Source organism: Methylobacterium sp. Leaf399, assembly GCF_001424525.1.
Lineage (GTDB): Bacteria > Pseudomonadota > Alphaproteobacteria > Rhizobiales > Beijerinckiaceae > Methylobacterium.
Window position 1 is genome coordinate 946,639 of sequence record NZ_LMQK01000001.1, and the last position, 14,712, is coordinate 961,350.

A 14,712-nucleotide genomic window follows, 5' to 3' on the forward strand; every position below is an offset into this window, starting at 1 on the left:
GCCACCCGCTTCCACTCCTCTTTACGCAACATTGTCAAACACTTAACCGATGGTCGTCAGGCCGCCTGCGGGAGCCGGCCCTCACGCTGGATGATCTCCGAGGCGAGGCGGAGGTAGGCTTGGCTGCCGGCGCATTTGAGGTCGTAGAGCAGCACCGGCTTGCCGTGGGAGGGCGCCTCGGAGACGCGCACGTTGCGGGGGATCATGGTCTCGTAGACCTTGTCGCCCATGAAGCTGCGCACGTCGGCCACCACCTGCGCCGAGAGGTTGTTGCGCGGGTCGAACATCGTGAGCACGATGCCCTGGATGGTCAGGCGCGGGTTGAGCGCGCCGCGCACCTGCTCGACGGTCCGCAGGAGCTGGCTGAGCCCTTCGAGCGCGAAGAACTCGCATTGCAGCGGCACCAGCACCGCATCCGAGGCGGCCAGGGCGTTGATGGTGAGCAGGTTGAGGGAGGGCGGGCAGTCGATGAGCACGTAGGTGACGCCCTCCGTGGCGCCGGGCTCGCCGACGCTCTTGAGCACCTGGCGCAGGCGGTGCGCCCGGTCCGGTGCGCTGGCCATCTCCATCTCGAGGCCGAGCAGGTCCATGGTCGAGGGCGCCACCAGCAGGCGCGGCACGGCGGTGGCCACCACCGCATCGGCCAGCGAAGCCTCCCCGGCGAGCACGTGGTAGGTCGAGACCTTGCGCGAGCGCCGGTCGATCCCGAGCCCGGTGGAGGCGTTGCCCTGCGGGTCGAGGTCGATCACCAGCACGCGCTCGCCGATGGCGGCCAGGGCCGTGCCGAGGTTGATCGCCGTCGTGGTCTTGCCGACGCCACCCTTCTGGTTGGCGAGGGCGAGGATGCGCAAGGGGCGCTCCGACGAGGTGCCGGACGGGAGAGTCGAGGAATTCGTCATGGATCCACGCGGGAGAGGGCGGTGACGCGCACGATGCGCGCGTCCGACTCGGTTCGGCTCGGCACAAGATCGTAAACGAATCTCCACTCTTGCGCGGCCTCGGTCAATTCCGCATCGACGTCACGACCCTTCGGAAACAGGCCGGTGGTGCCGGTTGTCAACAGGGGCTCGGTCCAGGCGAGCAGCTGGCGCAGCGGAGCCAGCGCGCGGGCGCAGACCACCGCCACGCCGGCATGGTCCGCGATGATGGCCTCGATCCGCGCGGCGTGGACGCGGGCCGGGGCTTTGGTGAGGCGTGCGGTCTCCTGCAGGAAGGCGCACTTGCGGGCGTTGCTCTCGACGAGGTCGACCCTGAACCCGTCGCGCTCCCGCCCGGCGATGGCCAGCAGCAGGCCCGGGATGCCGGCCCCGGAGCCGAGGTCGAGCCAGGTCTTCGCTTCGGGCGCGATGGCGAGCAGTTGCAGCGAGTCGGCCACGTGTCGCGTCCATACCTCGGTGAGGGTGGCCGGGCCGACGAGGTTCTTCACGCCCTGCCAGCGCCGCAGCTGCGCCACGTACAGGTCCAGGGCGACCGCTGTTTCACGTGAAACACCAGCCTGTGCGACGACCCGGTCGCGGTCGGACGTGGCCATCAGGCGCTGGCCATGGCTGGGACGGAGCGCCGGGCGTGGGCGGCGAGCAGGGTCAGGGCGGCCGGCGTCACCCCTTCGATTCGGGCCGCCTGCCCCAGGGTGCCCGGCCGCACCGCTTCGAGCTTCACCCGCATCTCGTTGGAGAGGCCGGGGATGGCGGCGTAGTCGAGCCGAGCCGGCAGGCTCACCTGCTCGTCGCGCCGGAACGCGGCGATGTCGGCGCGCTGCCGGTCGAGATAGACCGCATAGGTCGCGTCGGTGCACAGCCGGTCGGCGATGCGGGGCGGCACGCTCGCGAGGTCCGGCCAGACCGCGACCAGCCGCGACCAGTCGATGTCGGGATGCGACAGGAGCTGGAAGGCGCTGCGGCGGATGCCGTCCTGGTTGAGGGTGATGCCGTGGGCCCGGGCTTGCGACGGCGTCAGCGCGCAGGTGTCGAGCAGGGTGCGGGCCGCCTCCAGGGTGGCCTGGCTTCGGGCGAAATGCATGGCCCGCTCGTTGCCGACGCAGCCGAACGCGAGGCCGCGCGGGGTCAGCCGTTCGTCGGCGTTGTCGACCCGGAGGGACAGCCGGTACTCCGAGCGCGAGGTGAACATGCGGTAGGGTTCGCTCACCCCATGGGTGACGAGGTCGTCGATCATCACGCCGAGGTAGGATTCGGCCCGGTCGAACACCGCCGGGGTCGATCCGCCGGCCAGGCGCGCCGCGTTGAGGCCGGCCACCAGCCCCTGCCCGGCCGCCTCCTCGTAGCCGGTGGTGCCGTTGATCTGCCCGGCCAGGAACAGGCCGGGCAGGCGCCGCGTCTGCAGGGAGGTGTCGAGTTCGCGCGGGTCGACGTAATCGTACTCGATGGCGTAGCCGGGCCGCAGGATGTCCGCCCGTTCCAGCCCCGGGATCAGCCGGATGAGGGCGTGCTGGACCTCTTCGGGCAGGGCCGTGGAGATGCCGTTGGGATAGACGGTGGGATCGTCGAGCCCCTCGGGTTCCAGAAAGATCTGGTGGCCCTCGCGGTCGCCGAAGCGCACCACCTTGTCCTCGATGGAGGGGCAATAGCGCGGGCCGCGACTGGCGATCCCGCCCGAATACATCGGCGAGCGGTGCAGGTTGGCGCGGATGAGGTCATGGACCGCCTGGGTGGTGCGGGTGATGCCGCAGGCGATCTGCGGCACCGTGATCCGCTCGGTGAGAGTGGAGAACGGCACGGGGTCCGCGTCGGCGGCCTGCATCTCCAGGCCGGCCCAATCGATGGTACGGCCGTCGAGGCGTGGCGGCGTCCCGGTCTTGAGCCGGCCGAGACGGAACCCATGGCGCTCCAGGGTGCCGGCGAGACCCATCGCCGGCGCCTCGCCGGCCCGTCCGGCGGGAATCTGGACCTCGCCGATGTGGATCAGCCCGCGCAGGAAGGTGCCGGTGGTGATGACGACGGCGGCGCAGGCGAGGGTGCGGCCATCCGCCAGGACGACGCCGGCCACCCTCCCCGCCTCGACCGTCAGGTCGGCGACCTCGGCCTCCATCACCGTGAGGTCGGCGGTCTCGGCGATGGCCCGTTGCATCGCCGCCGCGTAGAGCTTGCGGTCGGCCTGGGTGCGCGGCCCACGCACGGCCGGTCCTTTGCGCCGGTTGAGGAGACGAAACTGGATGCCCGACGCATCCGCGACCCGGCCCATCAGACCGTCGAGGGCATCGACCTCGCGCACGAGGTGGCCCTTGCCGAGTCCGCCGATGGCCGGGTTGCACGACATCGCGCCGATGGTGGCGGCTCGATGCGTGACGAGGATGGTACGAGCCCCGGTGCGCGCGGCCGCTGCGGCGGCCTCGGTGCCGGCATGGCCACCGCCCACGACGATGACATCGGCGGAATCGGAACGGTTCAGGGACATGCCGGTGAGTACGCGGCCGGGCGCGATGGCGTCAACAGACGGCCGATGTTTCACGTGAAACATCGGCCATGCGAAGCGGCCTCACTTCCCGATGCATCTTACTTCCCGATGCAGAAGCCGGCAAACAGGCGGTCGAGGATGTCTTCGACGCCGACATGACCACCGACTTCGCCAAGCGCCTTGACCGCCAGCCGCAGATCTTCGGCGACGAGCTCCGGCGGCAGCGCGGCCGCCGCCAACAGCTGGTCGAGGTGATCGCGGCAGCGGGTCAGGGCCTCCCGGTGGCGCTCGCGGGTGATCAGCGTCTCACCGCCCAGCAGCGCCGCCGCGGCCCGCTGCTGGATGGCATCGAGCAGGTCCGAGACCCCCTCCCCCGTCCGGGCCGAAACCGCGAGGCCGGTCCGATCGCCGATCCCGAGATCGCCTTTCGTCCACACGCGCAGCGCGGCCGGAGGCGCGGGCTCGAAGCCGGCGGCATCGTCGGCGGCGGCGAGAAACACGACGAGGTCCGCGGTCTCGATCCGGCCGCGGGTGCGCCGGATACCCTCGGCTTCGACGGCGTCGGCGGTCTCCCGCAGGCCGGCGGTGTCCACGAGCAGCACCGGCAGGCCGCCGAGGTCGCAGCGGACCTCGATGGCATCGCGGGTGGTGCCTGGCACGTCCGACACGATGGCGACGTCGCGCCGGGCCAGCGCGTTGAGCAGGGTCGACTTGCCGGCGTTCGGGGCTCCGGCCAGCACCACGACGAAACCCTCGCGCAGGCGCTCGCCGCGGCGTCCATCCGCCAAGGCTCGGTGGATCGCATCGCGGACCGCCCTCGCCTGCCCGAACAGGGCGGCATCGAGCCCAACGTCGTCGACATCGCCCTCGTCGGAGAAGTCGAGGGCGGCCTCCGTCGAGGCCAGCAGGTCGATCATCCGGGCACGCCAGTCCGCGACCTGGCGGCCGAGGGCGCCATCGAGCTGCCGCAGCGCCTGGCGGCGCTGACCGTCCGTCTCCGCCTCGATCAGGTCGGCGGCGGCCTCGGCCTCGGTGAGATCCATGCGGCCGTTGTAGACGGCGCGGCGGGTGAAGGCGCCGGGCTCGGCCGGCCGACAGCCCGGAATGGCGGCCAGGGCCGCCAGCACGCCGGCGCGCACCGCCAGACCGCCATGGAGGTGGAGCTCGGCCATGTCCTCGCCCGTGAAGGTCGCCGACCCCGGCATCCAGCACACCATGGCCCGGTCGAGGACATCGCCGGCGGCATCGCGCAGCGTGCGCAGGGACAGGCGGCGAGGGGGCGGCAGGTCGCCGATCAACCCGACAAGGATGGCCGCGCTTTCAGGGCCGCTGATGCGGACGACGCAGACGGCGGCGCGGCCATGGCCGCTGGCGGGGGCGAAGATGGTGGCGTCGGCCATGGTGCGGCTTCGGTCGGAGGGATGAACCGTCGGGCTTCGTCTCCTGCCCCGATTGCCCCCTTGCGGGGAGGCGTCAGAGGCGGCGCGGCTAGGCGACCCTGTCGCGCAGGCCGGCCGAACCACCCCCACCCCCTAATCCTCACCGGATGGGAGGGAGAGCTCCTTCGACCGGCTAACGATCTATTTTCCCTGCGAAATCGTTCAATTTCCCCAGGGATTTAGTCCATCTTACGTGTTCATCGAGTCGAAGAAGTCGTTGTTGCTCTTGGTCTGGCGCAGCTTGTCCATGAGGAACTCGATGGCGTCGGTGACGCCCATCGGGTTGAGGATGCGGCGCAGCACGTAGGTCTTCTTGAGGGAATCGGGCGCCACCAGCAGCTCTTCCTTGCGGGTGCCCGAGCGGGTGATGTCGATGGCCGGGAAGATGCGCTTGTCCGAGACCTTGCGGTCCAGGATGATCTCCGAGTTGCCGGTGCCCTTGAACTCCTCGAAGATCACCTCGTCCATGCGCGAGCCGGTGTCGATGAGCGCGGTGGCGATGATCGAGAGCGAACCGCCCTCCTCGATGTTGCGGGCGGCACCGAAGAAGCGCTTGGGGCGCTGCAGCGCGTTGGCGTCGACGCCGCCGGTGAGCACCTTGCCCGACGACGGCACGACGGTGTTGTAGGCGCGGCCGAGACGGGTGATCGAATCGAGCAGGATGACCACGTCGCGGCCGTGCTCGACGAGGCGCTTGGCCTTCTCGATCACCATCTCGGCGACCTGGACGTGGCGGGTGGCCGGCTCGTCGAAGGTGGAGGCGATGACCTCGCCCTTCACCGAGCGGATCATGTCGGTGACCTCCTCCGGGCGCTCGTCGATGAGCAGCACGATGAGGTAGCACTCCGGGTGATTGATGGTGATCGACTGCGCGATGTTCTGCATCAGCACGGTCTTGCCGGTGCGCGGCGGCGCCACGATCAGGGCGCGCTGGCCCTTGCCGATGGGAGCGACGATGTCGATGATCCGAGGGCTGAAATCCTTCTTGGGCGGAGCGTCCAGTTCGAGCTTGAAGCGCTGGGTCGGGAACAGCGGCGTCAGGTTGTCGAAGTGGACCTTGTGCTTGATCTTCTCCGGGTTCTCGAAGTTGATCGTGTTCACCTTGAGCAGCGCGAAATAGCGCTCGCCGTCCTTGGGGCCACGGATCGGGCCCTCGACGGTGTCGCCGGTGCGTAGGCCGAAGCGGCGGATCTGGGTCGGCGAGATGTAGATGTCGTCCGGCCCCGGCAGGTAGTTCGACTCCGACGAGCGCAGGAAGCCGAACCCGTCCTGCAGCACCTCGACGGTGCCGGCGCCGATGATCTCGACCTCCTTGGCCGCCAGCTGCTTCAGGATCGAGAACATCAGCTCCTGCTTGCGCATGGTGGAGGCGTTCTCGACCTCGACCTCCTCGGCGAAGGCGATCAGGTCGGTGGGCGTCTTGGACTTGAGGTCCTGGAGCTTGACCTCGCGATGGGCGTCGAGGGCGATGACGGCGCCCTCGGCCTGCGGTTCCGCGGGAATGAGGGCATCGGTGTGTGAGGTCATGGGAATCGAGAGCCGATTGGGACGGGAAAACCCGACTGGGAGGGGACGACCGACAGAGGCTACGCGCAACACGGAAGAAGGATGGTTCGGGGAGGTGCCGAGCGCCGGTTCGGCGCGGTTCATCGGACCGCTCTGGGTCCGCGCATCGCCTGCGGTGGCCTCTGGGGCTCGCGGGATACATCTCGGCATAGACAGGAGGGAACTTTGCGTACCGCGATTCGAGCTGCCGCTCAAGTCCCCGTCAGCGTCGTTTCAGCCGGACGTACAAGGCCCCTGCCCCGCCGTGGTGGCGGGCGGCCTCCTCGAAGCCGAGGACGACGCCGCGCAACTCCGGTGCCCGCAGCCAGTGGGGAACGGAGCGGCGCAGCACGCCGCGCTCGGAAAAGGCGTCGTCGTAGGAGGGGCCGCCCTTGCCGGTGACCACGAGGATGTGGGTGTGCCCGGAGGCCTGGGCCCGCATCAGGAAGCCGACCAGCGCCCCGTGGGCCTGGGCCTGGTACAGGCCGTGCAGATCGATGCGGGCGTCGACCTGAAGCGCCCCCCGGCGCAGGGCGAGACGGGTGCGCCGCTCCAGGCCGGGGGCCGGCGGCGGGATCGGCCTCGCCACCGGCGCGGGCGCCGCGGGCGGGGGTGTCGGCTTCACCGCGACGCGCTTCTGCCGCGGCTGGGGCGGGGGCGGCGCGACCTTCACCGGGGACACCGGCCGCGCCTCGGCCGGCGGGGCCTCGCCGCGAGGCGCTGTTCCCGAGACGGTCTTGCCTGGGGTCGCCTTGCCCGAGACCATTTTGCCCGAGACCATCTTGCCGTGAAGCAGCTTGCCCTGCACGGCCTTGCCCTGCAGCGGCGTGATCAGCCGGGCGACGGCGTTCCACAGGCTGGCCTCCTCGCCGGTGAGGGGACGGGGGCGGCGGGGCGGCCTCATGGCCGAGGGGACTTCGGCTGGGTGTCGGACGAGGGTTTGGGCGAAGGTTTGGGCAGGAAGACCACGAAGCCCACGGCGTCGCGCAGGTTGCCGGCGGCCACACCCGCGGCCTCCCCGGTGCCGAGGTAGAGGTCGCCCCGCGCCGGTCCGACGATGGCCGAGCCGGTGTCGGCCGCCACCACGAGGCGGCCGGGGGCGGTTCCTCCCGGCAGCGGGCCTTCCAGCCAGAACGGCAATCCGTAGCGCCACAGGGTGGCGTCCACCGCCAGGCTGCGGCCCGGCACCAGCGGTACGCCCGCCGCGCCGGGCGGGCCGAGGCCGGGGTCGGCCACCGGGCTCAGGCGGAAGAAGATGTAGGAGGCGTTGGCGCGCATCAGCCGGCGTGCCGTTTCGGGGTTGGCCCGCAGCCAGCCGGTCCAGCGGGCGAGCGTCAACCCCTCGAGCGGCAGATGGCCCTCGGCGACGATGCGCTTGCCGATGGAGGTGTAGGGCCGGCCGTTGCGGCCGTCGTAGAGCACCCGCACGGCGCCGCCGTCGGGCAGGCGCACCCGCCCCGAGCCCTGGACCTGGAGCACGAAGAGGTCGACGGGGTCACGCAGGTAGAGAAGCGGCCGGGCGCGGCCGCCCAGCGCCCCGTCCTCGATGGCGGCCCGGTCGGGATAGGGCTCGAACCCCTGCGCGCCCCGCCGCCCGGCCCGCAGGGCCGGGTCAAGGCCCGGCAGGGTCTCGCCGGGCTGGAGGCTGACGAGGTCGTCGGGGCGGGCGAGCACCGGGGTCGGGAAGTCGGCGCTGGGCGTGAGCGAGCCCGTCAGTTCGGGCTCGAAGTAGCCGGTGAGGAAGCCGGCCTTGCGCTGCCCGCCCTGCCCGTCGGCCCGCAGGATGCGGTAGGCGTCGAACGCCTCGGCGAAGAAGGCGGCCGCGCCCTCGGGCGCCACGTCCTGCGCCCTGCGGCAGGCGGCGGCGAGGGCCTCGTGGTCGCCCTGCACCGTGGCGGCGACGGGCACCAGGTCGGCGGCGCAGCTGCGGCGGAAATGGTCCAGGGCGGGTGCCGCGTCGGTGCCGGGGAAGCCCGGCAGGCTCGATGCGGCCACGGGTTCGAGCACGGCATCACCGACGCGCGTCTGCGCGGCGGCGGGGGCGCAGGAGACCAGGGAGAGGACGATCCCGGCGAGGAGAGGCTGAGACGGTCCGGCCACGGGGAAGGGTCAGGCGCCCGCTTCCGTGGCGACGAGCTGCCAGTTCGGGTCGCGCCCGCCGAGCGTCCGGGCGAAGGTCCACACGTCGGGAACCTCGACCACCGCCTCGGCGCTGCCGTCCACGACCTTGCCGTCGGCATCGCGGGTGGCGGTGATCAGGTGCGACAGGAAGCGCACGGTGATCTGGGCGACGCGGTTGTTCACCTCGACGGCGACGATCTCTGCCTTGTCGAGGGAGACGAAGGTGGTCTCCAGGACGTGGCGACGGGCCTCACGCTCGGTGATCTCCCGTTCGAAACCCTCGCAGACCTCCCGCGACAGCAGCATCCGCAGGGTCTTGCGGTCGCCCTTGGCGAAGGCGATCACGATGGCCTCGTAGGCGCTGCGGGCGCCGTCGAGGAAGGCGCGCGGGTCGAAGCCCGGCTCCACCTGCAGCACCGCCTCGAGGCCGCCGGCCACCGCCGAACCGGGCTCGGCGATGCCGCGCCAGTCCCGCGGCGCGGCCGCCGCCTGGGCCGGGGGAGCCGCCCGGTCGGCGCCCGGAAGGCGGACGACGTTGTCGCCCTCCTTGCGGGCGGCGGGCGTCTGGTTGCGATCCACCGGCTTGAACGGCGAGCGTTCCGTGCCCGTCTTCTGGCCCAGCACCGAGCGCAGGCGCCAGATCACGAACACCGCAAGCGCGAGGAAGATCAGGGTCGTCGCGTCGAGAGAATCCTGCATCACCGATCCGTTCGTGGCCGTCAGCTGTTGTCCCGCGCGTGTCGCGCCCGTTCGAGATCCCGCCCCGGGATCCCGGCACCATGATCGAACCCCGACGTCCGCACCCTCGCGTGCGCCGGACCCTTCACGAAACGCTCCTCGTCCGAGGAAAGTCCCACCGACGCCGGCAGCACGGCGGGGGATGTCGTCTGTGGCTCTTAGCCGAGGCGGGCGCAAGGATCGAGCCGCAGCCCCGATCCCCGGGAACCGGCCCTGCGACCCGACCGGGGCTCCCACGCATATGGTATGGCCGGCCCGTCCGGTCCACTCTCCGGAGCGACGCGGGCGCACGGGGCGATGCCCTCGCCGCCCGGAACGGCGACCGATCCGGACATGCCTGGCCCGAATGCGACGCAGGCCCGGCTTGACGTGCCCCTCGCACCTGCGAAAAGACGCCACGACACAGTATAGGGTGTGGGACCGGTCTGCCGATGAGCAAGTTCAACGAGGAGCGCGTGCTGAGTGTCCGTCACTGGACGGACACGCTGTTCTCCTTCCGCACCACGCGCGATCCCGCCTTCCGCTTCCGCAACGGGGAGTTCGTGATGATCGGCATCGAGGTCGAGGGGCGCCCGCTCCTGCGCGCCTACAGCGTCGTCTCGGCCAATTACGAGGAGGAGCTGGAGTTCTTCTCGATCAAGGTGCCCAACGGCCCGCTCACCTCGAAGCTGCAGCACCTCAAGGTCGGCGACCCGATCATCGTCGGCAAGAAGTCCACCGGCACCCTGGTGCTCGACAACCTGATGCCCGGCCGGCACCTCTACCTCCTCGGCACCGGCACCGGGCTCGCCCCCTTCATGTCGATCATCAAGGACCCCGAGACCTATGACCGCTTCGAGAAGGTCGTGCTGGTCCACGGCTGCCGGCAGGTGCAGGAGCTCGCCTATGGCGAGACCATCACGCAGGAGCTGCCCAACCACGAATTCCTCGGCGAGACCATCGCGGCGCAGTTGATCTACTACCCCACCGTCACCCGCGAGCCGTTCCGCAACCGCGGCCGCATCACCGACCTGATGACCTCGGGCAAGCTGTTCGCCGATATCGGCCTGCCGCCGATGTCGGTGGAGACCGACCGCTTCATGCTCTGCGGCTCGCCGGACATGATCCGCGACACCCGGACGCTCCTCACCGAGGGCGGCTACGAGGAGGGCAACCACGGCGAGGCCGGGCACTACGTGATCGAGAAGGCCTTCGTCGAGAAGTGACGGCCGTCTTCGTCGCCGGTGCCGGCACCGGGATCGGCAAGACCTACCTCACCGCCGCCCTCACGCGGGGCCTGCGGGACGCGGGACGCGGCGTCCTCACGCTCAAGCCCGTCGCCAGCGGGGTCGCGCCCCTCGACGATCCGGCGTTCGCGTCGAGCGACACCGCCGTCCTGCTGGCCGCGCAAGGGTTGCCGGTGACGCCCGAGACGGTGGCGGCCTGTTCGCCCTGGCGGTTCGCGGCTCCCCTCGCCCCCGATCTCGCCGCCGCCCGCGAGGGCCGGCACCTGGCGCTGGACGACCTCGTTTCCTGGTGCCGGGGCCGGATCGCCCGGGCGCCAGACGGCACCACGGTGCTGATCGAAGGGGTCGGCGGGGTGATGAGCCCGGTCACGCCCGAGGCCACCGGCCTCGACTGGCTGACGGCCCTCGACCTGCCGGCCGTCCTCGTCGCCGGCTCCTACCTCGGCGCCATCAGCCACGCCCTCACGGCGATCGAGACCCTGCGCGGGCGCGGCGTGCGCCTCGCCTGCGCGGTGGTCTGCGAGAGCGAGGAGGCGCCGGTCCCCGTGGAGACGGTGGCCGGGTCGATCGCCCGCCATGCCGGCGGCGTGCCGGTGCTGGCCCTGGCGCGCGGTGCGGCATGTCCGGCGGGGCTCCTGGCGCTGGTGTGACGGCGACAGCCAGGCGGCCCACCTCCCTGCTCGGATGTCCCGACGAGTGGCGTCGTCGCCTGCGAACGGAACGCACTTCGCTTCCTCTTCCCCTTCCCCTTGCGGGGCCGGGGGTTGGTTCCGCCGGGCCCTGACCGAGGGTCGCCCGGCCACCCCCACCGCGAGCGCCTCCCCGCGAGGGGAAAGGGACGCCGCTCGAAAAATCGGTGACTCCGGCCCTCCGCCGCGCAGATTTTGCTCGCCGGGCGTCGTCGATCCTGCGTTGTATCCGCACGGATCGACGACGACCGGAGCGCTGCCCGTGACCGACTCCTCCTCCACCGGCGCGAAGCCTCGGCTCGCGGGTCCGGCCGTGCTGCTCGCCACCCTCGGCATCGTCTACGGCGACATCGGCACGAGCCCGCTCTACGCCTTCAAGGAGGCGGTGCGGGCGGCCTCCGGCGGGGCGCCGCCCCAGGCCGCGGCCGTCGTCGGCGCGGTCTCGCTGATCGTCTGGGCGCTGATCCTCATCGTCTCCCTCAAGTACGCGGTGCTGATCCTGCGCGCCGACAACCGCGGCGAGGGCGGCATCGTCGCGATGCTGGCGCTGCTGGGCGCCCGCCATGCCAGGCCGGGCTCCTGGCAGGGGCTGATCCTCGTCACCGGCCTCGTCGGTGCCGCCCTCCTCTACGGCGACGGCGCCATCACGCCGGCGATCTCGGTGCTGAGCGCGGTGGAGGGCCTCAAGGTCGACGCGCCGGGGCTGAGCCCCTTCGTGGTGCCGATCACCCTGGCGATCCTGGTCGGGCTGTTCCTCGTCCAGAGCAAGGGCGTGGCCTTCATCGGCCGCATCTTCGGGCCCGTCATGGTGGTGTGGTTCTCGGTGCTGGCGCTGCTCGGCATCGGCGGCATCCTGCAGTCGCCGCAGATTCTCTCCGCCCTCAACCCGATGGCCGCCATCGACTACGTCCTGCTCGCGGGCTGGAAGGTGAGCTTCCTGATGCTGGGCGCCGCCTTCCTGGCGGTCACCGGCGGCGAGGCGATGTACGCCGACCTCGGCCATTTCGGCGCCCGGCCGATCCGGATCGCGTGGTTCGGCTTCGTGCTGCCGGCCCTGACGATCAACTACGTCGGCCAGGGCGGGCTGCTGCTCGCCGAGCCCGACGCCATCGCCAACCCGTTCTACCGCCTCGCGCCGGACTGGGCGCACTACCCGCTCATCGCCCTGGCGACCGTGTCCACGGTGATCGCCTCGCAGTCGATCATCTCGGGCGTGTTCTCGCTCACCCAGCAGTCGATCCAGCTCGGCTTCCTGCCGCCGATGCGGGTGATCCACACCGCCCGCGAGGAGCGCGGCCAGATCTACGTGCCGGTGGTGAACTGGCTCCTGGCGGCGGCCACCCTGACGGCGGTGGTGGTGTTCGAATCCTCGGACGCGCTGGCGGGCGCCTACGGCATCGCGGTCTCGGCGTTGATGGCGATCACCACGCTGCTGGCCGCCCTCGTCGCCCTGCGCTGGGGCTTCAACCCGGTGGCGGTGCTGGCGGTCAACGGCTTCTTCCTCGCCATCGACGCGGTGTTCCTGGCCGCCAACGGCGTCAAGCTGTTCGAGGGTGGCTGGTTTCCCCTGGCGCTGGCCTTCGCGGTCGCCTTCCTGATGCTGACCTGGCGCAAGGGCAACGGCCTCGTGGAGGAGGCCCGGACGGTTCTACGCGAGCCCGAGCCCGCGTTCCTCGAACGCATGCGGCACGCACCGCCCATCGCCCTGCCCGGCAACGCCGCCTTCCTGTCCTCGGCCACGAGCGGGATTCCGCTCCACCTCTCGCGCTTCGTCGAGCGCAGCCACGCGCTGCATGCGCGCGTCCTCATCGTCACCGCCCGCTACGAGGAGGAGCCGGTGGTGCCGCGCTCCCGCCGGGCCGAGATCGCGGCACTGTCGCCGGAGATCGTCCGCGTCGTCCTGCGCTACGGCTTCATGGAGGAGGCCTCGATTCCCGACGGGCTGCGCTGCGCCGTGGAGAGCGGCCACCTCGACGCCGCCTTCCTCGACGACCTGACGATCTTCATCGGCCACGAGACCATCATCCCCAAGAGCGACCGCCGCGGCATGGCCCATTGGCGCGAGCACGTGTTCGCGTTCCTGCTGCGCAACGCCGAGCGCACCGGTACGCAGTTCTGCATCCCGACCCGGCAACTGGTGGAGGTCGGCACCGAAATCGAGATCTGAGGGCGGCCCACTGCGCTCTCACGCGAGCGGTCGTGCGCCCCCTTGACGGCGCCGGATCCCGAGGCGGGTGAAGCGTCGGCCCGCTCACCGGAACAGGGCGAGCAACGCCTGGCTGGCCGAATTGGCGATGCCGAGGGATTGCACGCCCAGCTGCTGCTGGGTCTGAAGCGCCTTCAGCCTCGTCGATTCCTCCTCGATGTCGGCATCGACCAGGATGCCGAGGGTGCGCTCGTTGGCCTTCATGAGCGAGCCTACGAAGGCCTTCTGCCCGTCGATCCGGGTCTTGCCGGCCCCGAGCTTCGCGCCGGCGTCCGTCACCTCGGCCAGCGCCCGCTCGACCTGCGCGATCGCGGCCTTCAGTGCGGCATCGCCCGCCGTGCCGCGCAGGGCGCCGATGTCGATGGTGTCGATCGAGGTGCCGCCCGAGAGGGAGTCGAGGATGCCTTTGCGAGCCCCGGCGACCGCATCGGTCCCACGGCCGGTTCGGTGATCCGCGGCCCCGGTCCCGAACCCCAGCGTGATGTCGGCGCCCGACGTCGTCACGGCGATGTCGTCGAGATACCAGTAGCTGGGGTCCTGGCGCGCCTCGAACGCCAGGGCTGACGTGGTGGCGCTCGCCGTCACGGTGAACTGGTAGTGCGTATAGGGTTGGGCCGGCACGTCGACGTGCGAGGCGAGTACCGTGCTGTCCCAGGAGACCTTGAACTGGTTGGGCGTCCCGCCGGCGTTGCGGAGCCAGAAATCGATGACGTAGGTCTCCCCGGGCACCGTCGCGAGGGTCCGGCTCAGGACGGCGCTGCCACCGACCGTCCCCATCGCGAGGCCCTTGGCGCCGCTGTGCGCCGTCCCGTTCGTGAAGACGAGCGACGTGTTGCCCCCGAGCGTCCAATCCGCCAGGTCGCTCTCGAAGCCGCCGTTGGCGAGGAGGTTGCCCCCGGGCCCAGGCGTCCCGACGCCGGCCCGGTCGATCGCGAGGCTCCTGGCGCCGCCCGCCGCAGTCGTCTCGAAGGTCAGGCGCCCGTCATCGTCGAGGCTGGCCCTGACATGGCCCCGCAGCACGGCGTTGGCCGCGATCTGGTTGTTGATCCCGCGCACGATGTCCGGCGCCCCGACGGCGGCGAGGTCGGGGACGGCGGCGGCCATGCTCGCCCGGTCGAGGACGATGTCCTGGGCGGCACCACCGTCGAGGGCGATGGAAAAGCGGACGCCCTGGCCGCCGCTCAGGTCGATTTTTCCGACGAGGGCCTGGCCGGCGGTGACCCGGGCGGCGGTGGCGGCGGTCTGAACGCTGGCCGAGTTGGTGTCGTAGAGCTTGATCGCGTTCACATCGACGGTGATCTCGGAGAAGTTGATGGTGCCGTCCGTGGCGCGGGCGA

12 protein-coding genes are annotated in these 14,712 nt (G+C 71.0%); 3 read left to right on the plus strand and 9 right to left on the minus strand.

All coding sequences use genetic code 11. From position 1 onward, the window contains the following. Window positions 1-56: 56 nt before the first annotated feature. From ASG40_RS04330 to ASG40_RS04365, 8 genes are all read right to left on the minus strand, one after another. Window positions 57-899: a ParA family protein gene (locus ASG40_RS04330; protein ID WP_055880940.1), complete on the minus strand. Its 843-nt coding sequence runs from the start codon at window positions 897-899 to the stop codon at window positions 57-59. Further along, window positions 896-1,531, minus strand: coding sequence for a 16S rRNA (guanine(527)-N(7))-methyltransferase RsmG (rsmG, locus tag ASG40_RS04335; RefSeq protein WP_055880944.1), 636 nt, complete (start codon window positions 1,529-1,531; stop codon window positions 896-898). Before rsmG ends, ASG40_RS04330 begins: the two co-directional genes overlap by 4 nt. Next, window positions 1,531-3,411, minus strand: coding sequence for a tRNA uridine-5-carboxymethylaminomethyl(34) synthesis enzyme MnmG (mnmG, locus tag ASG40_RS04340; RefSeq protein ID WP_055880946.1), 1,881 nt, complete (start codon window positions 3,409-3,411; stop codon window positions 1,531-1,533). The genes rsmG and mnmG overlap by 1 nt, the downstream gene beginning before the upstream one ends. 98 nt (window positions 3,412-3,509) lie before the next feature. After that, complete coding sequence (gene mnmE / locus ASG40_RS04345; RefSeq protein WP_055880949.1) at window positions 3,510-4,811, minus strand: tRNA uridine-5-carboxymethylaminomethyl(34) synthesis GTPase MnmE; 1,302 nt, start codon at window positions 4,809-4,811, stop codon at window positions 3,510-3,512. A 228-nt stretch (window positions 4,812-5,039) separates the two neighbouring features. Then, on the minus strand, window positions 5,040-6,377 hold the full coding sequence (gene rho, locus ASG40_RS04350; protein WP_055880952.1) for a transcription termination factor Rho: 1,338 nt from the start codon (window positions 6,375-6,377) through the stop codon (window positions 5,040-5,042). A gap of 241 nt (window positions 6,378-6,618) precedes the next feature. Beyond that, on the minus strand, window positions 6,619-7,299 hold the full coding sequence (locus ASG40_RS04355; protein ID WP_055880955.1) for a Smr/MutS family protein: 681 nt from the start codon (window positions 7,297-7,299) through the stop codon (window positions 6,619-6,621). Beyond that, complete coding sequence (mltA, locus tag ASG40_RS04360) at window positions 7,296-8,495, minus strand: MltA domain-containing protein (protein ID WP_082523879.1); 1,200 nt, start codon at window positions 8,493-8,495, stop codon at window positions 7,296-7,298. Before mltA ends, ASG40_RS04355 begins: the two co-directional genes overlap by 4 nt. Before the next feature lie 9 nt (window positions 8,496-8,504). Beyond that, window positions 8,505-9,215, minus strand: coding sequence for a Tim44/TimA family putative adaptor protein (locus ASG40_RS04365; RefSeq protein WP_055880958.1), 711 nt, complete (start codon window positions 9,213-9,215; stop codon window positions 8,505-8,507). 470 nt (window positions 9,216-9,685) lie between these two features. Between ASG40_RS04365 and ASG40_RS04370 the strand changes: the two genes are divergently transcribed. From ASG40_RS04370 to ASG40_RS04380, 3 genes are all read left to right on the plus strand, one after another. Next, complete coding sequence (locus tag ASG40_RS04370; RefSeq protein ID WP_055880961.1) at window positions 9,686-10,459, plus strand: ferredoxin--NADP reductase; 774 nt, start codon at window positions 9,686-9,688, stop codon at window positions 10,457-10,459. Next, window positions 10,456-11,130, plus strand: a complete 675-nt coding sequence (gene bioD, locus ASG40_RS04375) for a dethiobiotin synthase (protein ID WP_055880964.1) — start codon at window positions 10,456-10,458, stop codon at window positions 11,128-11,130. Before ASG40_RS04370 ends, bioD begins: the two co-directional genes overlap by 4 nt. Before the next feature lie 301 nt (window positions 11,131-11,431). Beyond that, complete coding sequence (locus ASG40_RS04380; RefSeq protein ID WP_244472239.1) at window positions 11,432-13,336, plus strand: potassium transporter Kup; 1,905 nt, start codon at window positions 11,432-11,434, stop codon at window positions 13,334-13,336. Between the two features lie 84 nt (window positions 13,337-13,420). On the opposite strand, the gene ASG40_RS22020 is transcribed toward ASG40_RS04380, so the two are convergent. After that, window positions 13,421-14,712, minus strand: a 1,292-nt coding sequence (locus ASG40_RS22020) for a flagellin (RefSeq protein ID WP_055880968.1), incomplete at its 5' end; no start/stop codon positions are given.